This is a genomic window from Curtobacterium phyllosphaerae, assembly GCF_049341865.1.
GTDB lineage: Bacteria > Actinomycetota > Actinomycetes > Actinomycetales > Microbacteriaceae > Curtobacterium > Curtobacterium phyllosphaerae.
Genome location: NZ_JBMPIU010000001.1, coordinates 403,057 through 427,614 on the forward strand (window position 1 = coordinate 403,057; position 24,558 = coordinate 427,614).

Here is a 24,558-nt window from a genome sequence, read left to right on the forward strand (position 1 = left end):
GGCTAGAAGTAGCTGATGCCGTGAGGGGCGCGCTCCGGAGCGAGCATCGCACGGAGCAGTCGGACGGCCGCCGGGCTCCCGTCCACGAGTCCCGCCGCGGCCAGCCCTACCGGGTCGATCGCCCCGATGAGCACCGCACCGAGATCGGCCACGTCGAGCAGGAGGTCCGGAGTACCCGCCTCGGGAGCGCCAGCGCCCCCGAGCTCAGCACCAGCAGCGCTCGCCGGACCCGCACCCGCCGGACCGGACGCCGGACCGCCGCCGATCCGCTCGACGCGCCCGCGGCCCTCCCGGACGGTGAGCCGGTACGTGCCGGACGCGTGTTCGAGCGCATCCGCGATCCCGATCGTCAGCACGCCATCGGTGGCGTACGGGCGGGACTCGAGCACCCGCACCGGATCGAGGACCCGGAGCCAGACGTGGTCCTCCTCGTGGACGATCGACACGGCCCGGTTCTCCGGGACGGCGTGCACGATCGGGTCGTCGAGGCGCGCGCGGGTGTACCGCACGCGCTCGTTGAGGTCGACCGCGAGCAGGTAGTCCCAGAGCCCCAGGTACGCCTCGTCGGTCGCGTACACCAGGTCGATCACGTCGAGGCGCGCACGGTCCGTCTCGCCCTCGACGACGCGGTAGGCGACGTACCCGTCCACGGTGCCGCCGTCCGCCGGGTGGTGGACGGCAGCACGCACCGCGGGGTCCTGCTCGTCATCGGACGTGCGGCCGAGCAAGGAGTCCCACGCCCCGGGGTTCCGCGCCATCGATCCCGGGGTGCGCGTGTGGAAGCGGGCGTACACGTCGGCGGCCAGCCCGTCCTGGAGTGTCGACGGCTCGACGACGACGACCTCGCCCGACGTCGGGACGAGGAACGGCGTGGCACCCCGGCGGCGGACCTCGATCACGCGCTCCCGGATCGCACAGCCGAACCCGAAGCGGCGGTAGATCGAACCCTCGCTCGCGGTGAGGGCGGCGATCGCGTACCCCTGGTCGACCGCGCGGTCGAGGGACGCCGTCATCATCCGGCGGAGGACGCCGCGCCGGCGTTCGGTCGGCCGGACCGTGACGCCGGCGATCGCGAACGTGTCGATCACGGCCCCGTCCTGGCCCCAGCTCAGCTCCTTCCGGAACGACACGAACGTGCCCACCGGCTGGGTCTCGTCGACGGAGCCGGGGACCGGGTCGCGCCGGTGGACGGCGAGGAGGTCCTGTCCCATCGCGATCTGGTGCCGGACCTGACGGAGGAGGTCGGCGGGCTTGTCCCGGGGCTCGTGGAACCCCATGCCGATCGCTGCGGTGAACGCCGTCGTCTGCGCGTCGACGGCGGTGCCGTCCGCGGTGAGGGCCGGCTGGGACCAGCGGAGCTCGTACCGGTCGTCGGGGGCGTCGTTGCTCGTGGTGCGCACATCCCGAGCCTAGTGACGAGCGGGCCGCGGTGGCAGGGTGCACGCGCGGTCTCGGGACGGAGGGACGGGGCGAGCCGTCACGCACCCTGCGGCGGGTGGACGAGCAGTTCGACACGGTCGGTCAGGTAGTCCGTCAGCGGGACCGCCGCGTCGTCGCTCGCGGTCGGACTCCAGCGCACGAGCGCGCGATCGCCGTCGATGAAGACCGGTCCGGACGCGCCGACGAGGTGCTCGTCGATCGTGATCGGGCGGGCTCCGTGGTTGACCGTGTCGCCCGTCCGGAAGTGCCCCTTGTTCGCGGCGGCCCGGTAGGCGCGGCGGATCTCGGCGGAGGTCGACTGATACTGCGGGCGTCCGGGCTCGGTGACGCGCGTGATGGAGCCGGTCGCCCAGAGCGATCCGTCGCGGTGGAGCAGGAGGGTCCCGAGCCGCCAGACGCGTCCGAGGTCGCGCATCGTCGGGTCGCGGCGGATGCCAAGCACGGGTCGTGGCCGGACGTACTCGCCGAGGGCCTCGTCGCGCGCGCCGGCGGCCTCGAGCGTCGCCCGGGTGTCGTCGAGCAGCGCTCGCACCGACCGCAGCACCTCGTCCACGCTGCCACCCTAGGCTGGTCCGGGCACACGGGAATGGGACCCGGGTCGATGCGGTTGCATGGAGCGACCCCGAGGCGTTCGGCCCCGAGGCGTTCGGTCCCGAAGCGATCGGTCCCGAGGCGTTCGGCCCCGGGTGCGCCACGGGGTGCGTTCCCGGCAGGACGAGAGGCGACATGGGCATCGTGCACTGGCTGTTCGACGCGCAGATCGTCATCGGCGACCAGACGATCCTCTGGCGCGAGGTGATCGGCAACGTGTTCGGCCTCCTCAGCGCCCTCGGTGGGATGCGCCGCCGGGTCTGGGCCTGGCCGGTCGGCATCGTCGGGAACGCCCTGCTGTTCACGGTGTTCCTCGGCGCGGTGTTCGACACCCCGAACCCCGTGAACCTGCTCGGTCAGGCCTCCCGTCAGGTGATGTTCGTCATCGTCTCGGTGTACGGCTGGTACCGGTGGACCCACCGCCCCGCTGCTGCCACCGCCGTCGTGGTCCCGCGTTGGGCCTCGTGGCGGACCCGCGTCGGGCTCGTCGTGGCGATGGTCGGTGGCACGGCGCTCCTCACGCCGATCTTCCGCGCACTCGGGTCGTACGAACCGGTGTGGAGCGACGCCTGGATCTTCGTCGGCTCCCTGCTCGCGACGTACGGGATGGCGAAGGGCTGGGTCGAGTTCTGGCTCGTCTGGGTGGCGGTGGACGTCGTCGGCGTGCCCCTGCTCTTCTCCGCCGGGTACTACGCCTCCGGCCTGATGTACGTGTTCTACGGGGCGTTCACCCTCGCGGGGTTCTTCGTGTGGATGCGGCAGCGTCGGATGAGCATCCCCTCGGTGGAGACCGTCGGCGCCTGACCCGGCACCCGTCGGCGCCTGCCCCCAGCACCGGGGCAGACAGCGCGCTCGTCGATGCGGTGGATTGGGACGCATTGCTCATCGTGACCTACGACCGGTGGACCGAGCTCCGCGCGGACGGACGGCGTGGTGCGCCGGTACCGCGCTCGACCCTCGACATGGTCCGGATGACGCTCGCCGAGGACATCGCGGATCCCGAGCACGCCGCGACCCAGCTCCTCGCGATGTACGAGGGGCTGCAGATCCAGATCCTCGTCCGCCCGCACGTCGACGTCCTGCGGGAGTACGACCTCGCCGCGCAGACGCTCCGGCAGGGCTGGAGGACGCGTCCGGTCCCGACGTGGGACCTCACGGTCTGACGCACCATGGCATCGGCACCCGATGCTGGAGCACTACGACCGCGGCATCGGCACCAGACGCTGGAGCTGACGGACGTGCCCCGGCTCGAGCTCCTCGAGCGCGTTCACCCCGAGCAGCCGCATCGTCCGCTCGATCTGCTCGGACAGGATCTGGATCATCCGGTCGACGCCGGCCTCGCCACCCGCCATCAGCCCGTACAGGTACGCGCGCCCGACCATCGTGAACCGGGCACCGAGCGCGACGGCCGCGACGATGTCCGCCCCGGACATGATGCCCGTGTCGAGGTGGACCTCCGTGTCGTTCCCGACCTCGCGCACGACCGACGGCAGCAGGTGGAACGGGATCGGTGCCCGGTCGAGCTGCCGGCCGCCGTGGTTCGACAGGGTGATGCCGTCGACACCCATCGAGGCCAGGCGCTTCGCGTCGGCGAGCGACTGCACGCCCTTCACGACGACCTTGCCCGGCCATTGGTCCCGGATCCACGCGAGGTCCTCGAACGTCACGGTCGGGTCGAACATCGCGTCGAGGAGCTCCCCGACGGTCCCGGACCACCGGTCGAGCGACGCGAACGCGAGCGGCTCCGTCGTGAGGAAGTCGAACCACCACCACGGCCGGGGGATCGCGTTGATCACGGTCTTCGGCGTCAGTGCCGGCGGGATCGAGAACCCGTTCCGCTTGTCCCGGAGGCGCGCCCCGGCCACCGGCACGTCGACGGTCACGAGGAGCGTGTCGAACCCGGCCCGGGCGGCGCGGTCGACGAGCGCCATCGACTTCTCGCGGTCCTTCCACATGTACAGCTGGAACCAGTTGCGGCCGTGCGGGTTCGCGTCGCGGACGTCCTCGATCGCGGTCGTGCCCATGGTCGAGAGCGAGAAGGGGATGCCCGCGCGTCCCGCCGCCGCAGCCCCGGCCCGCTCGCCCTCGGTCTGCATCATCCGCGTGAACCCCGTCGGCGCGATGCCGAACGGCCGTGCGACGGGGGCACCGAGCACGTCCCAGCTCGTCGAGACGGTCGACACGTCGCGGAGGATCGACGGCGTGAACTCGATGTCCTCGAACGCCTGCCGGGCACGGGCGAGGGAGATCTCCGCCTCGGCCGCCCCCTCGGTGTAGTCGAACGCGGCACGCGGGGTCCGACGGGCGGCGATGTCGCGGAGGTCCCAGATCGTCAGCGCCTGGTCGAGGCGGCGCTTGCGGGCGTTGAGCTCCGGCTTCTTGAACTGCATGAGCGGCGCGAGGTCGTGCACGTTCGGCAGCTGACGTCGGACGTTCGTGCGCCGCCCGCTCGACCCCGGTCCCGCCACGGGAGCCCCCGTCGCCGGGTCGACGCGCTGGTCGGAGGTGTGTGCGGTCATCAGATGCTCCTCGCGGTTGCGGCCCGGGACGTGGTTCCGGGGTGGGACGTCGGTGTCGGGGAGGACACGGTCAGACGTCCGATGTCTGGATCGTAGCGGGTGGGTTCGACAGTCCGGGCGACGACGTCGCGGAGCGCCTCGAGCGAGCTGCCCCCGAGCTGCCCCAGCCCCGCGGCGCGGGCCTGCACGAGCACGTTGCCGAGCGCGGTCGCCTCGACGGGTCCGGCGAGCACGGGCCGTCCGGTCCGGTCGGCCGTCAGCTGGCAGAGCAGGCGGTTCTGCGATCCGCCACCGACGACGTGCACGACGCGGATGGCACGGCCGGACACCCGCTCGAGCGTCTCGATGGTCTCGCCGTAGGCGGCGGCCAGGGACTCGAGGATGCTCCGGACGTACTCGGCCTGGCTCCGTGGGGCGGACAGGCCGTGCTCGTCGCACCACGCGTCGATGCGCGCCGGCATGTCGCCCGGCGGTGTGAAGCGGTCGTCGGTCGTGTCGAACACGGGGACCCGGGTGGTGACGGACGCTGCGGCGGTGAGCAGTGCCTCCAGGCCGATGCGCTCGCCGGCGCGTTCCCAGGTCCGCACCGACTCGGACAGCAGCCACAGGCCGGACACGTTCTTGAGGAACCGGACGCGGCCGTCGACCCCACCCTCGTTCGTGCAGTTCGCGAGTCGCGCGGCGTCGGAGAGGAGCGGGGCCTCGAGTTCCACGCCCACGAGGGACCAGGTGCCGCTCGAGATGTACGCGAAGTCCGGCTCGGTCGCGGGGACGGCCACGACGGCGCTCGCCGTGTCGTGCGAGCCGACGAGGGTGACGCCGAGGGCGTCGGGCGCGCCGATGGCGCTCCGGACGGTCGGGAGGAGCGGGCCGAGTCGGTCTCCCGGGTCGCGGAGTGCCGGGAGCAGACCGGCTGGGAGGGCCGTCTCCCGCGCCAGGGACGTGTCCCATCCGCGGGTGGTCGGGTCGAGCATGCCGGTGGTCGAGGCGTTCGTGCGCTCGGCGGCCTCGACCCCGGTGAGCCAGTAGCCGAGGAGGTCCGGCACGAGGAGCATCCGGTCGGCGTCGGTCAGCGCGGGGTCGGCGGCGAGCTGGAACAGGGTGTTGAACGGGAGGTGTTGGAGGCCGTTCCGGCGGTACAGCTCGGCGGCGTCGACCCGGGCGTGGACCGCGCGGACGCCGTCCTCGTGCCGGGCGTCGCGGTAGTGCGTCGGGAGGCCGAGCAGCCGGCCGGCTCGGAGCAGTCCGTAGTCGACCGCCCACGAGTCGACCCCGATGCTCGTGAGGTCGGCGTTGTCGCGGACGGCCTCGCGGAGTCCGTCGACGGCGTGCGCGTACAGGCCGACGACGTCCCAGTGCAGGGTGTCCCGGCTGCCCTCGTGGAGTGACACGGGGCCGTTCGGGAACCGGCGGACGTGTTCCATCCGGACACCGTCGGCGTCGACGTGGCCGACGATGACCCGACCGCTCGTCGCACCGAGGTCGATCGCGGCCACACTGCCGCTGCGGGGCACCGCGCTACCTCAGGAACGCTGCCGCGACGCCGGCGTCGACGGGGACGTGCAGGCCCGTCGTGTGCGAGAAGTCGCTCGTGCAGATGGCGTAGACCGCGTTCGCGACGTTCTCGGGCACGACCTCGCGCTTGAGGATCGTCCGCTGCGCGTAGAACTCGCCGAGGTCCTGCTCCTCGATGCCGTACGTCGCCGCGCGGTTCGCCCCCCAGCCGGACGCGAAGATCCCGGAGCCGCGGACGACACCGTCGGGGTTGATCCCGTTGACCCGCACGCCGAACTCCCCGAGCTCCGCCGCGAGCAGCCGCACCTGGTGCGCCTGGTCCGCCTTGGTCGCCGAGTACGCGATGTTGTTCGGGCCGGCGAACACCGAGTTCTTCGAGGAGATGTACACGACGTCGCCGCCGAGTCCCTGCTCGATGAGCACCGTCGCCGCGGCCTTGGACACCAGGAACGAGCCCTTCGCCATGACGTCGTGCTGCAGGTCCCAGTCGGCCTCCGTCGTCTCGAGCAGCGACTTGGACAGCGACAGCCCGGCGTTGTTCACGACGAGGTCGAGGCCGCCGTACTGCAGCAGCGTCGCCTGGATCGCCCGCTGGATGTCCTCGGCGCTCGTGACGTTCGCGGCGACACCGATCGCGGTGTCCGTCCCGCCGATCTCGGCCGCAGCCGCCTGGGCCTTCGCGAGGTCGAGGTCCGCGATGACGACGCTGGCGCCCTCTGCGGCGAGCCGTGTGGCGATGGCCTTCCCGATGCCGGAGGCGGCGCCGGTGACGAGCGCGATCCGGGTGCTGAGCGGCTTCGGCGCGGGCATCCGCTGCAGCTTCGCCTCCTCCAGGGCCCAGTACTCGATCCGGAACTTCTCGGCCTCGTCGATCGGCGCGTAGGTGCTGAGGCCCTCGGCCCCGCGCATGACGTTGATCGCGTTGACGTAGAACTCACCGGCGACCCGGGCGGTCTGGGCGTCCTTGCCGTACGAGAACATCCCGACACCGGGCACGAGGACGATGAGCGGATCGGCGCCACGGATCGCGGGGGAGTCCGCCGTGGCATGCCGGTCGTGGTAGGCCTGGTAGTCCGCGCGGTACTCCTCGTGGAGCTCGCGGAGGCGGGTGATCGCGTCCTCGACGCTCGCGGTCGCGGGCAGGTCGAGGATGAGCGGCTTCACCTTGGTCCGGAGGAAGTGGTCCGGGCAGCTCGTGCCGAGAGCCGCGAGTTCCGGGGCGCGCGACGACGCCAGGAAGTCGAGCACGACGTCGCTGTCGGTGACGTGTCCGACCTGCGGCCGGTCGTGTGACGCGATGCTGCGGATCGTCGGGGCGAGTGCAGCGGCACGTTCCCGGCGCGGAGCCTCGGGGAGCGCCTCGAACCCGGGTCGCACGGGCCCGAACGGCTCCGGGCGGGAGTGCCCGGCGATGTACGCCTCGGCGGTGTCGATGATCCAGCGCGAGTTCGCCTCGGCCTCGTCGGAGGTCGCGCCCCACGCGGTGATCCCGTGTCCGCCGAGGATCGTGCCGATCGCGTCGGGGTGCTCGCGGTGCACGGCGGCGATGTCGAGCCCGAGCTGGAACCCCGGTCGGCGCCACGGCACCCACACCACGCGGTCGCCGAAGATCGTCGACGTCAGCGCCGGTCCGTCCGCGGCCGTCGCGATCGCGATGCCGGCGTCCGGGTGCAGGTGGTCGACGTGCGGGGCGTCGACGAGTGCGTGCATCGCGGTGTCGATCGACGGTGCGGCACCGCCGCGTCCGTGCAGGCAGTGGTCGAACGCGGCGACCATCTCGTCCTCGCGCTCGACACCCGGGTAGACGTGTTGCAGCGCGCGGATCCGGTCGACCCGGAGGACGGCGAGGCCACCAGGGGTGAGCGTCCCGAGGTCACCGCCGGAGCCCTTCACCCAGAGGAGCTCGACCGGCTCGCCCGTCACCGGGTCCGTCGCGGTGCCCGTGGCGGAGGTGTTGCCGCCCGCGTAGTTGGTGATCCGCGGGTCGCTCCCGAGTCGGTTCGACCGCGCGATGAGCTCGGCGACCACCTCGGCGCCGTCCGCGACCGCCTCGGCGCCGTCCGCCGGTCCGGCGGTCCCGGCGCGTGCCTCCAGGCCGGTCGTGCCCTTCGTGTGGCTGGTGTCCGTCGACAACTCAGGCACCCCATCCGGCCTGGACGCCGCCGAGGCGCTCGTCGGCGATCTTCTGCTGGTTGCCGGACGCCAGGTAGGCGGCCATCGGGTCGGCCGGCAGGCCGCGGGACTCGCGCCACGCGGCGAGGTCGGCACGGACGTCGGTGGAGAAGGCGTCCATCATGACCTGATTGGCGCCGAGGACGTCGTGCGCCTCCTGCGCGGCGGTGAGTGCGACACGGTCGAGGAGGAGTGCGCGGGCGGTCATCTCCTGGACGTTCAGCACCGAGCGGATCTGGCCGGGGATCTTGTCCTCGACGTTGTGGCACTGGTCGAGCATGAAGGCCACGTCGGGGTTCGCGAACCCGCCGCCCCGAAGCACCTCGACGAGGATCCGGAACAGCTGGAACGGGTCGGCGGCCCCCACGATGAGGTCGTCGTCGGCGTAGAAGCGCGAGTTGAAGTCGAACGACCCGAGCTTGCCGAGGCGGAGGAGCTGCATGACGATGAACTCGATGTTCGTGCCGGGCGCGTGGTGGCCGGTGTCGAGGCAGACGAGGGCCTTGTCGCCGAGAGCCTGCGTCTGCACGAAGCTCGTCCCCCAGTCCGGCACGTCCGTGTGGTAGAACGCGGGCTCGAAGAACTTGTACTCGAGGACCATCCGCTGGTCGTCGCCGAGCCGGTCGTAGATCGTGCTGAGCGACTCGTGGAGGTGGTCCTGGCGGGAGCGCATGTCGCCCTGGCCCGGGTAGTTCGTGCCGTCCGCGAGCCAGACCTTGAGGTCGCGGGACCCCGTGGCGTCCATGACGTCGATGCACTGCAGGTGGTGGTCGATCGCCTTCTGCCGGACGGCCTTGTCCGTGTGGGTGAGCGAGCCGAACTTGTAGGCGTCGTCCTGGAAGGTGTTCGAGTTGATGGTGCCGAGCTCGACGCCGTGCTCGTTCGCGTGTCGCCTGAGGTCGGCGTAGTCGTCGACGAGGTCCCACGGGATGTGCAGCGCGACGGTCGGGGCGAGGCCGGTGTACTCGTGGACCTTGGCGGCGTCCGCGATCTTCTCGTACGGGTCGCGCGGGGTGCCCGGCGTGCTGAACACCTTGAAGCGCGTGCCGGAGTTGCCGAAGGCCCAGCTCGGGAGTTCGATCGCCTGTCGGGCGAGGTCCCCGGTGATGTCGGAGAAGGTCGTCATCGTGTCTCATCCTCACGCTGGTTGAATCGTTTCAGAACGCTACCCCTGCGGCGGCGACGACGCAAGCGGGGTGCTGGTGCCGGGGTGGTGGTGCCGGGGTGGTGGGCCGGGAGCCGGAGGTCGGGCCCGTCCCGAGCCCGAGCTCGCGCCCGAGCCCGAGCCCGGGCCCGGGCCCGAGCCCGAGCCCGAGCCCGAGTCTGTCCCGCGGTGCTCAGGCCGCGGGGACGACGGACGGGAGCGGCGCGCGGAACTCGTGCGTGCCTCCCGTCCGGCGCTGCTCGTCGGCTCCCGGCAGCCGCACGACGGCGGTGACCCCCTCGGGGACCGTGGCGCGGAGCACGAGCGACCCGTCGGCGAGCTCCCACCGCACCGCGATCCGGCCATGGACCGACTCGACCGAGGTCTCCGCCCACGTCAGCCCCCCGCCGGGCTGCGGCGCGATGAGCACCGACTCGTACCCGGGCGTCAGGGGCGCGAGGCCGCCGACGGTCCGGTGCATCCAGTCCGCCACCGCGCCGAGTGCGTAGTGGTTGAAGGAGGTCATCTCGCCCGGGTTGATCGTGCCGTCGGGGAGCATCGAGTCCCACCGCTCCCACACCGTCGTCGCACCCATCGTCACCGGGTAGAGCCACGACGGGCACTCGGTCTGCAGCAGCAGCGCGTACGCATCGTCGAGGTGCCCGGTCTGCGTCAGGGCGTCGGTGATGAACGGCGTCCCGGCGAACCCGGTCGAGATCCGGTGCCCCGACGCCGCCGCGAGCTCCGCCAGGCGGTCGCCGGCTGACTCCTCGTCTGCCGAGGACAGGATCCCGAACACGATCGCGAGCGCGTACACCGTGGTGCAGTCCGACAGGATGCGACCGTCCGTCACGTAGTGCTCCCGGAACGCGGCCTGGAGGCCCGCGGCGAGTTCCCGGGCCTCGGTCGCCTCCGCCTCGTGGCCGGTCAACGTCGCCGCTTCCGCGACGAGGGTCGCGGAGCGGAACGCGCAGACCGTCGCGACGACGCCGGGGTCGGCCTTCGCCTTCGCGGCGTCCTCCGGCGGGGCGTCCGGGTCGAGCCAGTCACCGAACTGGAACACGGTGTCCCAGAGCCCCTGCGGGGACAGGTGGTCCCGGACGCGACGGAGGTGCGCGATCATCGAGGGCAGCTGCTCCTCGAGGACGGCCGTGTCCCCGTACGCCTGGTACAGCGTCCACGGCACCCAGACCCCGGCGTCGGACCAGATCGCGGTGGCGTCGGGCTTGCCGAAGTCCTCGGCGGGGGAGTACTTGAGCACGTCCGGCACGACGAACGGGATGACCCCGTCGGCGTGCTCCTGCTCGAGCGCGAGGTCGCGGAGCCAGTCGCCGAGGAACGCCTGCGTGTCGAACAGGTACGACGCCGTCGGTGCGAACGCCGCGATGTCGCCCGTCCACCCGAGCCGCTCGTCGCGCTGCGGGCAGTCGGTCGGGACGCTCAGGAAGTTCCCCTGCATGCCCCGGACGACGTTCTCGTGGAAGGTGTTGAGCAGGTCGTGGCTGCTGCGGAACGACCCGGTGCGGGTGAGGTCCGAGCCGACCTGGACCGCGGTGAGCGCCGTCCTGAGGTCGTCGAGGGAGCCGGGCCAGCCGTCGACCTGGGCGTAGCGGAACCCGTGGAAGGTGAAGCGGGGCTCGAACACGTCGGGGTCGCTGCTGCTGCTGCTGCTGCCGCTGCCGCTGCCGCCACCGCTCAGGGTGAAGTGGTCGGTCGCCTTCGCAGTCCGCAGGGGGCGGGTGCCGAGCTCGTCGTGCTCGAGCACCTCCGCGTGCCGGATCGTCAGGACGGTCCCGGCCGGACCGCTCGCCGTGACCCGGAGCCAGCCGACGAGGTTGACCCCGAAGTCGACGAGGGTCGCTCCCGACGGGCTCGTCCAGACGTCGACCGGGGCGATCTCGGCGAGGGGCCGGACCGGCGGCACGGTGTCGGCGACGAGTTCGCGCTCGCCGATGTCGACGGTGTGCACGGTCGTCGTCGTGCCCGCGTGCCCGTCGACGCTCGGGGTCGTCGGCGTGCCGGGCACCAGGAAGCTCGCGTCGCGGAGCCGGGCGTCGATGTCCTGGCCGTCGTAGAGCTGGTCGTCGGTGATCGCACTCGACAGGGCCTGCCAGTCGGTGTCGGTCGCGACGGTCTGCACGTGCCCGTCCTCGAACGTGATCCGCAGCTCGGCGAACCCGGCGCGCTCGTCCGTGTACCAGCCGCCGCCGCCACCCCAGGCGAGGCGTCCGGCAGCCCAGCCCCGACCGAGGACGAGGGCGAGGACCGCGGCGCTCCCGGGGGCGGTCCCGGTCAGGTGCCCGGTGACGTCGTGCGAGACGACGCGGATGCGCCACTCGTAGCTCGTCCACCCGGGTTCGAGCAGGTGGTCGGAGACGCGGTCGCCGCCGAGCCAGGCCTCGACCACGCCGAGGGCGCTGAGGTCGAGCGTCGCCGAGCGGACGGCGCCGTGGCCGTCGTCGAGCGTGAACTCGCGGCGGAGGATCGGGGCGCTCCCGAGGTCGCTGTCCGAGTCGGCCGCGATGAACGGTGCGGTCCAGGTGGAGGTCATGGTGTCCTTCCGGGCGAGCACGTGCTCAGCCCTTGACGGCGCCGCTGGTCATGCCGGCGACGATCTGACGGTTGAAGAAGATGTACAGGACGAGCGGGGGGATCGTGATGAGCAGCACGTCCGTGAAGAGCAGGTTGAGCTGGCTGACCGACTGGCTCTGGAACGCGTAGAGGGTCTGTTGCACGGTCGCGTTGTCGGCCCCGGGCAGGAAGTACAGCGGGTTCGCGAAGTCGTTGAAGACCGCGACGGACTGCACGAGCACCACCGTGATGATCACCGGCTTGAGGAGCGGCAGGACCACCCCGAAGAACAGCCGGATCGGTCCGGCACCGTCGAGCACCGCCGCCTCGTCGAGCTCCTTCGGGATCGTCGCGACGAACGCCCGGAACAGCAGGATGCAGAACGACAGGCCGAACGTCGCCTCGATGAGGATCATCCCGCCCATCGTCTTGAACAGGGCCAGGCCCTGGAGCACCCAGATCGTCGGGACGATCGCCGGCGGGACGATGAGCCCGGCGAGCACGAAGAAGTTGATCACGCCGTTCCACCGACCGGGCCGCCGCTGCAGGACGTAGCCGACCATCGCCGAGAAGACCACCATGATGACGACGCTCCCCACGGTGAGCACCGCGCTGTTCAGGAACGCCCGGAGGATGTTGCTGCTCCCGGAGGTGAACACGGCCTGCAGGTTCTGCCACAGCTGCCACTGGGTCGGCAGGCTGAAGCCGAGCTGGTTCGCCTCGGCGGGGGACTTCATCGCCTGGAGCAGGACGAACACGAACGGCACGAGGAACACGACGAAGCTGACGACGATGGCGATGATGCCGACCGTCCAGCGCTGGGTCCTCGCCTGGCGGGACATGGACCGCCGCGGGATCGCGGAGACGGGGGTGCGGAGCGTGCTCACAGTTCGGCCGGCTTCCTGTTGATGAGCCAGGACACCGGGACCATGATCGCGGTGACGACCACGAACAGCACGACGTTGCCCGCGGTCGACAGGCCGTAGAAGCCCGCCTGGTACTGCTTGTAGATGACGCTGGCGATGACGTCGCTCGTGAACCCGGGGCCGCCGCCGGTCATCGCCCAGATGAGGTCGAACGACCGCAGGCCGCCGATGAGCGACAGGATGATCACCGTCCCCATGGCCGGGCGGGACAGCGGCAGCGTGATGGTCCGGAAGATCGTCCAGGCGTTCGCGCCGTCGACCCGTGCGGCCTCGAAGTACTCCTGGGGGATGGCCACGATCCCGGCGATGAAGATGAGCGTCGCGATGCCGACGCCCTTCCAGATGTCCACCGCGGCGACGCTCCAGAGCGCGAGGGCCGGATCGGTCAGCCACCCCGGGGTGGGGAGGCCGACCGACCCGAGCACGCCGTTGATGATCCCGTGGAACGGGTCCATCAGTGCCTTGAACGTGATGCCGATGCCGATCGTGGACACGAGCACCGGGAAGAACACCACGGCCCGGAGGTACCCCCGCCCGAGCACCGGGGACGTGAGGAGCAGGGCCAGGGCGAGTCCGAGGACCACCTTCGCCGCGCTCGTCACGAACCCGTACTCGAACGTGTGCAGGAACCCGGACAGGAGCTGCGGGTCCTGGAAGAACCGGACGAAGTTGTCGACGCCGATGAACGTCTGGTCGAACAGGGTCCATCGGGTGAGCGAGAACCAGAACCCGGCGAAGGTCGGGACCGCGAAGAACACGACGTACAGCGCGATCGCGGGGACGAAGAACCACGCCGGGTAGAACGAACGCAGCTTCTGGCGCGCCGGTCGACCCGCCCTCGGGTTCGTCGACTGCGACGGCGTGACGGCCGTCGTGAGCGTCGCGGTCACCGTCGTCACCAGCCCTTGAGGCCGAGCTGCTGCGCCTGCTGCACGACGTCCGCGTCGTACTGCTTGGCACCGACCGCTGCGGTGGAGATGCCGGACCCGACCTGGACGCAGATCTTCTCGAGGTTCGGGCCCTTGATCGGCGAGAGGAACTCGAGGGCCGGTGTCGCCTTGTCGCCGTCGATGTACTTCGCGAGGTCGCCGATCATCGGCGGGACCGAGTCGGGGAGCTTGCAGGACGAGATGACGTACGGGCCGCCGGGTGTCCCGGTGTCGTTCTGCACCTTGCAGCCCGGCGACGAGTTCGCGAAGGTGATGAACTTCTTGGCCGCGGCGAGCTTGTCCCCGGTGGTCGTCTTCGGGATGTAGAGGCCGTTCGGCTCCCAGATCGTCATCCGCGTGTCGGCTGCGGTCTCGGCGGGGAGTGCGAACACCCCGATGTCGTCCACCGCGTCCGGGTTGTCCTGCTGGATCGTCGAGATGGCGTTCGTCAGCATCGGGTACTGCGCCCCGGTGCCCTCGGCGAGCATCTTCAGGCCGTTCGCCTGCGTGGCCGACGCGTAGTCCTGGTTGAGCAGGCCCTTGTCCTTCACCTCGGCGAGGTGCTGGAACCCGGCGAGTGCCGGCTGCTCGGCGTAGGACTCCTTGTGCGCGGTGTACTTCGTCGCCCAGTTCGACTGCTGCGCGGTGATGTTCGCGAAGTCGCCGAGGACGAACAGCTGGCTCGTCCACGTGTCGCCGTACGTCTGGATGATCGGGTCGACCCCGGAGGCCTTGATCTTCTCGCTGTTGCTGATGAACTCGTCCCACGTGGTGGGGACGCTCAGGCCGAGCTTCTCGTAGACCTTCTTGTTGTACATCACGCCGCCGCCGAACGAGGTGCCGATCGGGGCGCCGTACATGCCCTTGTCGGTGCTGACGACCTTCGTGAACTGCTTGTCGACCTTGCTCGCCCAGCTCTGGTCGGAGAGGTCGACGAGGGTGTTGTCCGGGTTGAGCGCCTGCATGAGCGACCCGGAGTTGTAGTTGAAGACGTCGTCCATCTCGCCGGTCGACAGCCGGGTCTTCACCAGGTTGTCGCCGTCGGTGCCCTGCGGCTTCGTGTCGAGCTTCACGGTGATGTCCGGGTTGGCCTTCTCGAACGCCGCGATGAGCGCCTTCGAGGTGACGGCCGTGGCGTCGGAGTTGTCGACCAGGTAGCTGATCTGGACCTTGCCGCCGCCGCTGCCGGAGCCGGAGCCTCCGCCCGACGAGCCGCCGGACGAACACGCGGCGAGGCCGCCGATCAGGACGGTGGCACCGCCGATGGCGATCAACCTGGTGGCGATCGACCTGGTGGTGCGGGAACGTGCTGACATCCTTACCTCCTCGTAAGGTCCTGGCGCATGACGCCCGGTGGAACGGACCGGACGTCGCGTCGTCGCGGTGCCCGGTGAAGCAGTTAGAACGTTTCAATCGGAATGGAACCACGCGGATTGAAGCGTGTCAATCCTTGATCCGGATTCGTGACCGAACGCGTCGTCGCGGTCGGTCAGGCCTCGGTGCGCCGCGGGTCGTCAGCGGCGGGCATCCGCTGCGGTGCCGACGCGGAACGTCCCACGGTGCTCTCGCGCGGCACCAGCTCGCTCGGGAGCACGATCGACCGGTGCACGTGCGCGCCCGGCTCGTCCGTGAGCTCGGCGAGCAGGAGCTCGATCGCCGCGGCCCCCATGTCCGAGCCGTGCATGGTCACCGACGTCAAGGGCACCGCCCCGCCCCAGGCGACGGAGTTGTGGTCGCAGCCGGACACCGGGATGTCCTCCGGCACGCGGATCCCGGCGGCGCGGAGCTCCGTGACCACCGCCATCGCGAGGAGGTCGGTCACCCCGAGGACGCCGTCGGGCCGCTCGGAGGCGGGCATGCGGGCGATCCGTTCCCCGGCGTCGGTGCCACCGGGCGGGTCGATGTCGCCGGCGTCGATCTCGACGAGCTCGACGTCCGGGTGCTCCGCGACGGCACGCAGCACGCCGAGGCGGCGGCGGTGCACCGGCTGCAGCTCCGGGCGAGCGCTGACGAACCCGATCCGCCGGCAGCCGCGGTCGACGAGGTGCGTCGTCGCCAGGTACGCCGCCTGTTCGTTGTCGACGACGACCGAGCACGCGTCGACCTCGGACGGTGCGAAGTTGACGTAGACGACCGGTCGACCGTGCCGTCGGGTGAGGTCGACCTGGTCACGGGACTCGGTCATCGGCGCGAGCAGGATCCCGGACACGCGGGCACTCTCGAGGTACGCGAGGTGCTCGGCCTGCGCGTCCAGGTCATCAGCGGAGCTCGCGACGAGCAAGGTGTACCCGTGCTCGCGCGCGGTGAGCTGTGCGCCGTTCACCATGTCGCTGAACAGGGAGTTCCGGAGCGACATGACGACGAGCCCGATCGACTTCGAGCTCCCGGAGACGAGTGCGCTCGCGATGTGGTTCGGCGTGTACCCGAGGTGCTCGATCGCGGCGCGGACCCGGTCCGCGGTCGTGTCGCGGACCCGCTCGGGGTGGTTGACGACGTTCGACACCGTCGCGAGTGAGACCCCGGCCCGTTCTGCGACGTCGTGCACGCTCGGCGGACCGTCGCGTCGGGGGGCCTGGGCCATGTCCCGATCGTAATGGGCGCGCCGTGGACCAGTCGGACCCGGACCGCACGAGCGCTGCCGTCGCGGGGGCTCGACCCCGCGGTGCGGTGTTGCGTCAGCCCGTCGTCGAGGCCCGGACGACGAGCTCCGGCTGGAACTCGACGTGCTCCGTGGGGGCGTCGGCGCCGAGCTCGATCTGCCGGAGCAGGAGCTCGATCGCCCGCGATCCGATCTCGCGGCTCGGCTGGCTGATGCTCGTGAGCGGGACGACCGTCGCCTCGGCGAAGTCGATGTCGTCGTAGCCGATCAGGGCGATCTCACCTGGCACCGTGACCGAGCCGCGCATGATGAAGGCCTGCTCGAGTCCGACCGCGACGAGGTCGTTCGCGGCGAACACCGCGTCGGGCCGGTCCGCTGGGGAGCGTCGTTGGATCTCCTCGCCGATGCGGCGACCCTCGAGCACGCTGAGCGACGTCGTCTCGATGACCTCGAGCGACGCCCCGGCGGCCCGGACAGCCTCGAGCGCACCGCGGTGCCGGTCGGCGATCTGCCGGATCGAGAACGGGCCGCCGACGAACGCGATCCGCCGTCGCCCGATGTCGAGCAGGTGGCCGGCCGCCAGTCGTCCGCCCGCCAGGTCGTCCACCGAGACCGACGGGAACTGCTCCACGTCGGCCCGGCGATCGACGAGGACCACGGCCGTCCCGTGGTCGCGGAGCCGTTCGAGGCGGGACAGGTCGTCGCCGGCGGGGGAGATGAGGAGCCCGGCGACGCGGCGCTCCTCGAACAGGTCGATGTAGGTGCGTTCGCGCTCGACGGACTCGTCGCTGTTGCCGACGAGGACCGCGAGGCCCTTCGTCATCGCGGCGTCCTCGGCCCCGCGCGCGACATCGGTGAAGAACGGGTTGCCCCCGTCGAGCACCACGAGGCCCACGGTGCTGCTCCGACCCGCGCGGAGCTGCCGGGCGAAGTCGTTCCGCACGAACCCGAGCTCGGCGATCGCGGCCTGGACCCGCGCGACGGTCGTCGGTGCGACCTTGTCCGGGCGGTTCAGCACGTTCGACACGGTCCCGAGTGAGACACCGGCGAGTGCCGCCACCTCACGCACGCTGACCGCCATGGCCCCATCCTGACACCTGGTCGTGTCCTGGCGGCTCGCGCCGCGCCTCCAGTCCGTGTCGCGCCGGGTGGACCGCCGGTCCGCAAGCCCGTCTGGAGGCCCGGGGTCGCGCCGGGCGGACCGGTCGAGTCCGGCGACTCCCACCTCCGACTTGCGCACCCGGAACGCGCAGGCCTACAGTGCTGGTCGGTGTTGAAACGATTCAGAGCAGGAGGACCAATGGCGGTCCGCATCGGAGCCCGGAACACGACCGGATGGAAGGCCACGATCTCCGTGGCGATGTCGAACTACATCGAGTCCGGCTCGATCATCGCGATCGCGACGAGTCTCAGCCTCTGGCAGGCGCAGTTCCACGTCGGCGACCTGGCCGTCGGACTCCTCGCCTCGTTGTCGGCCAACGCGTTCGGCGCCGCGGCCGGAGCGATCATCGGGGGACCGCTCTGCGACCGGTACGGGCGGAAGTTCATCTACACGTACGACCTGCTCCTGTACATGCTCGGCATCGTGCTCGCGGTGTTCGCCGGGAGCTACGCGATGCTCCTCGTCGGGTTCATCCTCACCGGCATCGCGGTCGGTGCCGGCGTGCCCGCGTCCTGGACCTACATCGCCGAGCAGGCACCTGCGGACCGGCGTGCGGCCCACGTCGGGACCGCGCAGCTCGCGTGGTCGATCGGCCCGATGGTCGGCTTCGCGTTCGCGATCGCGATGGCACCGCTCGGCCTGCTCGGGAGCCGGGTCATCTTCGCGCACCTGTTCGTCGTGGCCGCCATCGTCTGGTGGCTCCGGCGCGGTCTGCCCGAGTCGGACATCTGGAAGGACGAGCGTGCCGCCACCGGACGGCAGTCGTTCTTCCACGGCATCGGGCAGCTGTTCGGCAGGCGGGTGAACATCACCGCGATGCTGTTCCTGTTCGGCGTCTACGCGCTGTGGAACACCGTCGCGGGACAGGCCGGGATCTTCCAGCCGCGGGTCTACAGCGCCACCGGGGTGACGAGCGTGACCGAGCAGTACGCGCTGCAAGTCCTGGTGTGGTTCTGCACCGTCGCGGTCACGTACTTCGGGTTCATGCGGCTCGGCGACCGGATGAGCCGTCGGGTGCTGTTCGCGATCGGGGCCGGGCTCGCGATCGTCGCGTGGGCGGTGCTGATCTACGCACCGGCGAACCTCGGGACCCTGCTCTTCTTCGCGATCGTGTGGGGCGTGTCCTCCGGGATCGGCGCGCAGGCGTTCTACGGGCTGTGGACGAGCGAGCTGTTCGCGACCCGGTACCGTGCGAGTGCGCAGGGGGTGCTGTTCCTCGCGGCGCGGGTGATGGTCGGGCTGCTCTCGATCTGGTTCCCGGTGCTCCTCGCGGGGATCGGGCTGCGGGCGCTCGGCGCGCTCATCCTCGGGCTGCTGTTCCTGTCGTTCCTCGTCGGGACGATCTGGGCGCCGCGGACCCGGGGTCGGAGTCTCGAGGAGATCGAGGCGGAGCGGTACGGCACCGTCACGTCGGCGACGGGGACGACGCGTTCGGTGGCGGGGTCGCCGACCGGTCCGCGGTCCGGGGCTGGGGCCGGTCGATGACCCGGGTGTGCTTCCGCCTGCAGGTCGATCCACGGCACCTGGACGCCTACCGCAAGCGGCACGCCGAGGTCTGGCCGGCGATGCTCCGGGCGATCGCGGCGGCCGGGCGGCGGAACTACTCGCTGTTCCTCGACGACGACGGCCTGCTCATCGGCTACTACGAGACGGACTCCGTGGTCGATGCCGATCGTGCCCTGGCGGCCAGTGCGGTCGCGTCGGCCTGGGAGCGGCACATGCAGGACTTCTTCGATGGCCTCGAGGTCCGGGCCGACCAAGGCGCCCGCATCCTCCCGGAGGTGTTCAACCTCGAGGACCAGCTCGCCGCCGCTGCCGACTGACTCCGGCGCGCGGTCCGGTCGGGTGGTCCGGAGCGGCGGTGTCGGCAGGGGCGGTGTCGGTCGGGGCGGTGTCGGCAACTCAGGAGGACTGTGCGGTCGCGGGCGGCGTGCGTCCCGTGCGCGTGCGAGTTCCTGCGTTGCCGACAGCAGCGGCAGCGCAGTGGCGGGCGCGACCAGGCAGCGGACGGGAGGCGCGGTGGCGGGCGTGTGCCGCGCCTCCAGTCCGGCGGTGGTCGCGACCGCTGCTCGCATCCCCAGCCATCCTGCGCGGTGCATGTCGACAACGCAGGAAGAGCGGTCGCGGACGGAGGTCCGAGGGCGTCCGGGGTGCAACCATCCTGAGTTGCCGACGGGCGGACGGGCCGACGGGCGGAAGGCCGACGGGCGGACGGGCCGGGTGACAGGCAGGCCGGGCGGGCGGACGAGCCGCGGGACGGAGTCGAGCGCGAGTGCGTGGGGGCGGCGTAACCTCCGGGCATGGCCAGCGTGACGCATGCATCCGACCTCGGGATCGACCTCGCGGAGGGCAAGCCGCAGCAGCTGTACCGCTGGTTCCTCGCGAGCCTGCTGTTCGGACGGCCGATCCAGCAGGAGATCGCGGTGAAGACCTACCACGCCCTCATCGACCACGGCCTGACCAGCCCGAAGCACTTCGCCGAACACAGTCACGAGGGCCTCCGCGCCATCCTCGACGAGGGCGGCTACGGGCGCTTCGACCACCAGATGACCGACGCCCTGCACAGCGCGATGGCCTCGATCGACGAGGACCACGGATCGGTGTCGCACCTCGTGTCGAGCGCCGCCGATCGTGCCGAGGTCAAGCGTCGCCTGGAAGCCCTCACGGGTGTCGGGCCGAAGGTCGTCGAGATCTTCCTGCGGGACGTGCCGGCGGAACTGCTGCCCTGAGCGCCGGTTGTGGACCGGCGGCCGGTGCGGGCGCATCGAGCAACACCCACCGACGGTCCGGGCCGGTCCGGGGGCGCACCAGATCGTGACCGGGTGACGCTCGCCCGTCGGGCAGTCAGGACCGCCCCTCGCTACAGTGTCCGCATGCTGCACGTCGCACCCGGAACCCTGCGCATCCTGCACCTCTCCGACACCCACCTGACGGGCGACGGCACGCCCCACCAGGGATCGGTCGACACCACGGCGGTGCTCGACACGGTCCTCGACGGACTCGCCGGGGTGACCGACGTCGGGCTCGTCGTGGTGTCCGGCGACTGCTCCGAGGACGGGACGCCGGCGTCGTACCAGCTCCTGCTCGACCGGATGTCGGCGTTCGCCCGGGCGCACGGCGCCGCGCTCGTGACGGTCCCCGGGAACCACGACGGCCGCGAAGGCTTCCGCCAGGTCCTCGGCAACGGGCACCTGCTCGGGGAGGGTGCTTCGCCGCTCATGCACACGCTCGAGTTCCACCCGCCGGAGGTCCCCGTCGACGGCGTCTCCCTCGTCGCCGGCCGCCGCGTCATCACGGTCGACAGCTCCGTGCCCGGCGCCGGCTACGGGCTGCTCCGCGACGAGCAGCTGCGTCGACTCCGCGAGCTCCTGACCGCGGATCCCGGGACCGATGCCCCGTACGGCAGCGTGGTCGTCCTGCACCACTCCCCGCTGCCTGCCCCGACCGCGCTCCACGAGGGACTCCGGCTGCAGAACCCCGAGGCGCTCGCCGCCGCGATCGCGGGGACGGACGTGCGACTCGTCCTCGCGGGCCACTACCACCACCACTTCGCCGGGAGCGTCGGTGGGGTGCCGGTCCTCGTCGCGCCGGGTGTCGCGAACGACACCGACGTCACCGGGCCGTGGGAGACCGAGCGCGCGACGGTCCGGACCGGTGCGCTGCTGGTCGACCTGGCGGCGGACGGTGCCGTGCTGTCCACGCCGCTGCCGGTGGCGCTGGCGGACGACGGCCGCGAGGTCTTCTCCCTCGACGCGGACCAGGTCCGCGACGTGGTCGCGCGGTCCGGCCCACGCGGCTGACCCGCGCGGCTGACCCATACGGTCTGCCGTCGCCGAACCTGACAGTGTGCCGACCGTGCCGGACGCCGACCCCGCAGCAGCGGAGGCTTTCGCCTACCAGATGCGAGGGAGCACGACATGCGCGTGGGAAGAGCCGTCGAGTACGACCGCTACGGCGGGTTCGAGGTCGTGCATCTCGTGCCGCAGGAACGACCTGTCGCCCGCGCCGGTGAGATCGTCGTCGAGGTCGTCGCCGCAGGACTGAACCACATCGAGCGGTTCGTGCGGGAGGGCCGGTTCCAGGACCGCGTCGACATCACCTTCCCGGCCCGTCAGGGCACCTGCTTCGCCGGCATCGTCCGTGAGACCGGGGAGGGCGTCACCGACCTCCGCAGCGGAGCCGAGGTGATGGGCCACGCCGTCGGCGGTGGGGCGCACGCCACCTGGGTCCGCGTCCCACGCACCGCCGTCGTCCAGAAGCCGCCGACGATGGCCTTCGAGGTGGCGGGTGGCCTGTACCTCGCCGGCTGCACGGCGCTGTCGATCGTGCGCGGCCTCGAGCTCACCCCGGAGGACGTCGTGGTGGTGTCGGCGGCGGCCGGTGGCGTGGGTCACCTCGAGGTGCAACTCGCCCTCGCGAGCGGCGCGAAGGTCATCGGCACCTGCAGCCCGCGGAACCACGACTACCTGCGCCAGATCGGGATCCACCCGGTCACGTACGGGGACGGCATCGAGGACCGTATCCGGGAGGCTGCGGGGGGACGACCGATCACCGCGTTCATCGACAACCACGGTGGTGACAACCCCGAACTGGCGGTCGCGCTCGGTGTGGACCCGGCGCGGTTCGTCTCGAGCGACCACCGCCGCGACGTCGAGATCCGGTTCCTCCGCGCGCCCGCCGACGACGCCGAGGTCACCGCCCTCATGACCGAGCTCGCGCGGCTCATCGAGACGCACAAGCTCCGGATGCTCATCTCCGGCTTCTACCCGTTCGACTACATCGTCGACGCGTATGAGGACCTCGCCGAGATGCACTCCCGCGGCAAGGTCGTCGTCGGGATGCAGCCCGTCGAGACCGGTGCGCGGCTCGCCTGGTACCGGTCGGAGAAGGCCCGGACCGTGCACGAGCGGTAGGCCGGACGGAGAGGGCCCGGACGGTCCACGGGCGGTAGCTGATCGCCGCCCGGCCCGCGCAGCGCCCGTCCGGCGCCGTGCTCCTGGACGACCGACGGGTCCGGCGCACCATCCCCGATCAACGCGGGATGTCCGTGCAGCACGTCCGATCAGCTCAGGATGTCCTTCGACGCGAACCGCGCGTACGAGAACGCCCCGAACACGACGACGTAAGCGAGCTGCAGCAGCGCGTTCTGCCCGAACGAGTCGAACGAGATCGGGAAGCGCAGCAGGTCCCCGAACCCGAGCCACAGGTGCGAGAACAGGAACGGGTGCAGCCAGTCGAGCTGTGGCAGGGCGTCGGCGATCTGGGCGGCCCCGGCGAGCACCACCGTCGCGGCCATCGCCCCGACGGGCACGCTCGTCAGCGTCGAGATGAACAGCCCGATCGCGCTCAGTCCGAGCATCGACATCGCCACGTACGCGACGAGGAGCAGCGCCCGGCCGGCGTACGACCACCCGCCGACCTGCGTCCCCGAGAGCAGGGTCACCGGGCCGATCGGGAACAGGATCGCCCCGATGACCGCACCGACGACGACGATCGTCAGACACGCCGCGATCGCGAACACGGTCGCCCCGGCGAACTTGACGAGGATGAGCCGGAGTCGTCCGGCCGGCGCGACGAGCAGGTAGCGCAGCGTCCCGAGACTCGCTTCGCCGGCGATCGTGTCACCCGAGACGACGCCGATCGTCAGCGGCAGGAACAGCGGGATCGACACCGTCAGGGCGGTGAACCCGACGAACAGGCCGTTGTTCGTGATGTCCGACAGGAACGCCGGGCCGCCGTCGCCGTGTCTGGTCGAGACCCGGACGGCGACGGCGATGAGGATCGGGACGAGCGCCAACGCACCGAGCATCGCCCACGTCCGCCAGCGTCGGAACACGAGGCCGATCTCGGAACCGAGCAGTGCGAACGTGCGGGTCCGCGCGACGGGACGGATCGTGTCGGACGCGGCCCCGGGCCTCCCGTCCGGCTCCGCCGACCGCGTTGGCTCCGCCGACCGCGTCGGTTCCGCCGCCCTGGCGGCGCCTGCGTCAGCCTGCGACATCGAATCCCTCTCCGGTGAGCGCGACGAACAGGTCCTCGAGCGTGCCGCCGCCGACGGCGAGACCGCGGACGCGGACGCCCGCCTCGACGAGTGCGCGGGTGATGTCCTCCGGCTGGACATCGGACGGGAGGCCCGCCACCACCCCGTCGGATCGGCTCGCCTCGTCGACGGGGAGACCCATGCGGGTGAGCACGGCGCGTGCCGTGTCGACGTCCGGTGTCCGGACCGTCACCTGGCTCGACCCGGCACGACGGAGGTCGTCGAGCGAGCCCTGCGCGACGATCTTCCCGGTGCGCATCACGGCCGCGTGGGTGCAGACCTGCTCGATCTCCGCGAGGAGGTGGCTCGAGACGAAGATCGTCGTGCCGTCGGAGGCGAGGGAGCGGATGAGGTTCCGGACCTCGCGGGTGCCCTGCGGGTCGAGGCCGTTCGTCGGCTCGTCGAGCACCAGGAGGTCCCGCGGGGCGAGGAGCGCGTTCGCGAGACCGAGCCGCTGCTTCATGCCGAGCGAGTAGGCGTGCGCCTTCTTGTCAGCGGCGTGTGTGAGGCCGACGCGGTCGAGCGCGAGGTCCACCCGCGCGGTCCTGGTCGTCGGGGACGATCGCGGGTCGGCGGCGTCGAACCGGTGGAGGTTCGCTCGGCCGGAGAGGAACGGCGCGAACGCCGGACCCTCGACGAGCGCACCGACGCGGGGCAGCACGCTGTGGAGCGCCTTCGGCATCGGTTCGCCGAGGACTTCGATGGAGCCGGTCGTCGCACTCGACAGCCCCAGCAGCATCCGGATGGTCGTCGTCTTGCCGGAGCCGTTCGGACCGAGGAACCCGAACACCGAGCCGCGGGGGACGGCGAGGTCGATGCCGTCCACCGCGTGCTGCTTGCGGAAGGTCTTGCGGAGGTCGGTCGTCCGGATCGCGAGCGGGACGGTCGCCGACCCGATCTCGGCGCCGTCCGTCCTGACGCCGCTGTCCGTCCTCGCGCCGGCGTCCGCG

General features: G+C 71.3%; 21 protein-coding genes. 7 read left to right on the forward strand and 14 right to left on the reverse strand.

The window, feature by feature from the left end:
• Positions 1–2: 2 nt before the first annotated feature.
• Both ACO0E0_RS01880 and ACO0E0_RS01885 read right to left on the reverse strand, forming a co-directional pair.
• Complete coding sequence (locus tag ACO0E0_RS01880; protein WP_422869705.1) at positions 3–1,400, reverse strand: GNAT family N-acetyltransferase; 1,398 nt, start codon at positions 1,398–1,400, stop codon at positions 3–5.
• Positions 1,401–1,477: 77 nt separating this feature from the next.
• Positions 1,478–1,993 (reverse strand): hypothetical protein, encoded by a 516-nt coding sequence (locus tag ACO0E0_RS01885; RefSeq protein WP_422869706.1) that lies wholly within the window; start codon positions 1,991–1,993, stop codon positions 1,478–1,480.
• A 173-nt stretch (positions 1,994–2,166) separates the two neighbouring features.
• Here ACO0E0_RS01885 and pnuC point away from each other — a divergent pair, with 173 nt between their 5' ends.
• A complete protein-coding gene (gene pnuC / locus ACO0E0_RS01890; protein ID WP_422869707.1) occupies positions 2,167–2,835 on the forward strand; it encodes a nicotinamide riboside transporter PnuC in 669 nt (222 codons plus the stop codon).
• Between the two features lie 59 nt (positions 2,836–2,894).
• Entirely contained in the window at positions 2,895–3,194 is a 300-nt protein-coding gene (locus ACO0E0_RS01895; protein WP_422869708.1) for a hypothetical protein, read from the forward strand.
• 33 nt (positions 3,195–3,227) lie between these two features.
• On the opposite strand, the gene ACO0E0_RS01900 is transcribed toward ACO0E0_RS01895, so the two are convergent.
• The 10 genes from ACO0E0_RS01900 to ACO0E0_RS01945 form a co-directional block, all read right to left on the reverse strand.
• Entirely contained in the window at positions 3,228–4,421 is a 1,194-nt protein-coding gene (locus ACO0E0_RS01900) for an alpha-hydroxy acid oxidase (RefSeq protein ID WP_422869931.1), read from the reverse strand.
• A 128-nt stretch (positions 4,422–4,549) separates the two neighbouring features.
• Positions 4,550–6,064, reverse strand: a complete 1,515-nt coding sequence (locus ACO0E0_RS01905; protein ID WP_422869709.1) for a rhamnulokinase — start codon at positions 6,062–6,064, stop codon at positions 4,550–4,552.
• Positions 6,065–6,068: 4 nt separating this feature from the next.
• A complete protein-coding gene (locus ACO0E0_RS01910) occupies positions 6,069–8,207 on the reverse strand; it encodes a bifunctional aldolase/short-chain dehydrogenase (protein ID WP_422869710.1) in 2,139 nt (712 codons plus the stop codon).
• Positions 8,200–9,363, reverse strand: coding sequence for an L-rhamnose isomerase (rhaI, locus tag ACO0E0_RS01915; RefSeq protein ID WP_422869711.1), 1,164 nt, complete (start codon positions 9,361–9,363; stop codon positions 8,200–8,202). Before rhaI ends, ACO0E0_RS01910 begins: the two co-directional genes overlap by 8 nt.
• A 211-nt stretch (positions 9,364–9,574) precedes the next feature.
• Entirely contained in the window at positions 9,575–11,932 is a 2,358-nt protein-coding gene (locus ACO0E0_RS01920) for a family 78 glycoside hydrolase catalytic domain (RefSeq protein WP_422869712.1), read from the reverse strand.
• Between the two features lie 25 nt (positions 11,933–11,957).
• Entirely contained in the window at positions 11,958–12,794 is an 837-nt protein-coding gene (locus ACO0E0_RS01925; protein ID WP_422869932.1) for a carbohydrate ABC transporter permease, read from the reverse strand.
• 41 nt (positions 12,795–12,835) lie between these two features.
• On the reverse strand, positions 12,836–13,768 hold the full coding sequence (locus ACO0E0_RS01930) for a carbohydrate ABC transporter permease (RefSeq protein WP_422869713.1): 933 nt from the start codon (positions 13,766–13,768) through the stop codon (positions 12,836–12,838).
• A gap of 5 nt (positions 13,769–13,773) precedes the next feature.
• Positions 13,774–15,123, reverse strand: coding sequence for an ABC transporter substrate-binding protein (locus ACO0E0_RS01935; protein ID WP_422869714.1), 1,350 nt, complete (start codon positions 15,121–15,123; stop codon positions 13,774–13,776).
• Positions 15,124–15,296: 173 nt separating this feature from the next.
• Complete coding sequence (locus ACO0E0_RS01940) at positions 15,297–16,388, reverse strand: LacI family DNA-binding transcriptional regulator (protein ID WP_422869715.1); 1,092 nt, start codon at positions 16,386–16,388, stop codon at positions 15,297–15,299.
• 94 nt (positions 16,389–16,482) lie between these two features.
• Positions 16,483–17,487: a LacI family DNA-binding transcriptional regulator gene (locus ACO0E0_RS01945; RefSeq protein WP_422869716.1), complete on the reverse strand. Its 1,005-nt coding sequence runs from the start codon at positions 17,485–17,487 to the stop codon at positions 16,483–16,485.
• Positions 17,488–17,706: 219 nt separating this feature from the next.
• On the opposite strand from ACO0E0_RS01945, the gene ACO0E0_RS01950 reads away from it, so the two are divergent.
• The 5 genes from ACO0E0_RS01950 (at position 17,707) to ACO0E0_RS01970 (ending at position 22,481) form a co-directional block, all read left to right on the forward strand.
• Positions 17,707–19,053: an MFS transporter gene (locus ACO0E0_RS01950; protein WP_422869717.1), complete on the forward strand. Its 1,347-nt coding sequence runs from the start codon at positions 17,707–17,709 to the stop codon at positions 19,051–19,053.
• On the forward strand, positions 19,050–19,391 hold the full coding sequence (locus tag ACO0E0_RS01955) for an L-rhamnose mutarotase (protein ID WP_422869718.1): 342 nt from the start codon (positions 19,050–19,052) through the stop codon (positions 19,389–19,391). The genes ACO0E0_RS01950 and ACO0E0_RS01955 overlap by 4 nt, the downstream gene beginning before the upstream one ends.
• 477 nt (positions 19,392–19,868) lie before the next feature.
• Complete coding sequence (locus ACO0E0_RS01960) at positions 19,869–20,297, forward strand: HhH-GDP family DNA glycosylase (RefSeq protein ID WP_422869719.1); 429 nt, start codon at positions 19,869–19,871, stop codon at positions 20,295–20,297.
• A 144-nt stretch (positions 20,298–20,441) separates the two neighbouring features.
• The gene (locus ACO0E0_RS01965) at positions 20,442–21,368 is read left to right on the forward strand and encodes a metallophosphoesterase (RefSeq protein ID WP_422869720.1); all 927 of its coding nucleotides are present in this window, start codon (positions 20,442–20,444) and stop codon (positions 21,366–21,368) included.
• Between the two features lie 117 nt (positions 21,369–21,485).
• Entirely contained in the window at positions 21,486–22,481 is a 996-nt protein-coding gene (locus tag ACO0E0_RS01970) for an NADP-dependent oxidoreductase (protein ID WP_422869721.1), read from the forward strand.
• Positions 22,482–22,630: 149 nt separating this feature from the next.
• Here ACO0E0_RS01970 and ACO0E0_RS01975 read toward each other — a convergent pair whose 3' ends face one another.
• Both ACO0E0_RS01975 and ACO0E0_RS01980 read right to left on the reverse strand, forming a co-directional pair.
• Entirely contained in the window at positions 22,631–23,569 is a 939-nt protein-coding gene (locus ACO0E0_RS01975; RefSeq protein ID WP_422869722.1) for an ABC transporter permease, read from the reverse strand.
• Complete coding sequence (locus ACO0E0_RS01980; RefSeq protein WP_422869933.1) at positions 23,556–24,506, reverse strand: ABC transporter ATP-binding protein; 951 nt, start codon at positions 24,504–24,506, stop codon at positions 23,556–23,558. Before ACO0E0_RS01980 ends, ACO0E0_RS01975 begins: the two co-directional genes overlap by 14 nt.
• Between the last annotated feature and the right edge of the window lie 52 nt (positions 24,507–24,558).

What these genes read in the sequence shown, in the direction of transcription:
- pnuC (WP_422869707.1), top strand. Translation starts at nt 2,167, where the DNA reads ATGGGCATCGTGCACTGGCTGTTCGACGCGCAGATCGTCATCGGCGAC.
- ACO0E0_RS01900 (WP_422869931.1), bottom strand. Translation starts at nt 4,421, where the DNA reads ATGCAGTTCAAGAAGCCGGAGCTCAACGCCCGCAAGCGCCGCCTCGAC.
- rhaI (WP_422869711.1), bottom strand. Translation starts at nt 9,363, where the DNA reads ATGACGACCTTCTCCGACATCACCGGGGACCTCGCCCGACAGGCGATC.
- ACO0E0_RS01920 (WP_422869712.1), bottom strand. Translation starts at nt 11,932, where the DNA reads ATGACCTCCACCTGGACCGCACCGTTCATCGCGGCCGACTCGGACAGC.
- ACO0E0_RS01925 (WP_422869932.1), bottom strand. Translation starts at nt 12,794, where the DNA reads ATGTCCCGCCAGGCGAGGACCCAGCGCTGGACGGTCGGCATCATCGCC.
- ACO0E0_RS01935 (WP_422869714.1), bottom strand. Translation starts at nt 15,123, where the DNA reads ATGTCAGCACGTTCCCGCACCACCAGGTCGATCGCCACCAGGTTGATC.
- ACO0E0_RS01940 (WP_422869715.1), bottom strand. Translation starts at nt 16,388, where the DNA reads ATGGCCCAGGCCCCCCGACGCGACGGTCCGCCGAGCGTGCACGACGTC.
- ACO0E0_RS01945 (WP_422869716.1), bottom strand. Translation starts at nt 17,487, where the DNA reads ATGGCGGTCAGCGTGCGTGAGGTGGCGGCACTCGCCGGTGTCTCACTC.
- ACO0E0_RS01950 (WP_422869717.1), top strand. Translation starts at nt 17,707, where the DNA reads ATGGCGGTCCGCATCGGAGCCCGGAACACGACCGGATGGAAGGCCACG.
- ACO0E0_RS01955 (WP_422869718.1), top strand. Translation starts at nt 19,050, where the DNA reads ATGACCCGGGTGTGCTTCCGCCTGCAGGTCGATCCACGGCACCTGGAC.
- ACO0E0_RS01960 (WP_422869719.1), top strand. Translation starts at nt 19,869, where the DNA reads ATGGCCAGCGTGACGCATGCATCCGACCTCGGGATCGACCTCGCGGAG.
- ACO0E0_RS01965 (WP_422869720.1), top strand. Translation starts at nt 20,442, where the DNA reads ATGCTGCACGTCGCACCCGGAACCCTGCGCATCCTGCACCTCTCCGAC.
- ACO0E0_RS01970 (WP_422869721.1), top strand. Translation starts at nt 21,486, where the DNA reads ATGCGCGTGGGAAGAGCCGTCGAGTACGACCGCTACGGCGGGTTCGAG.
- ACO0E0_RS01975 (WP_422869722.1), bottom strand. Translation starts at nt 23,569, where the DNA reads ATGTCGCAGGCTGACGCAGGCGCCGCCAGGGCGGCGGAACCGACGCGG.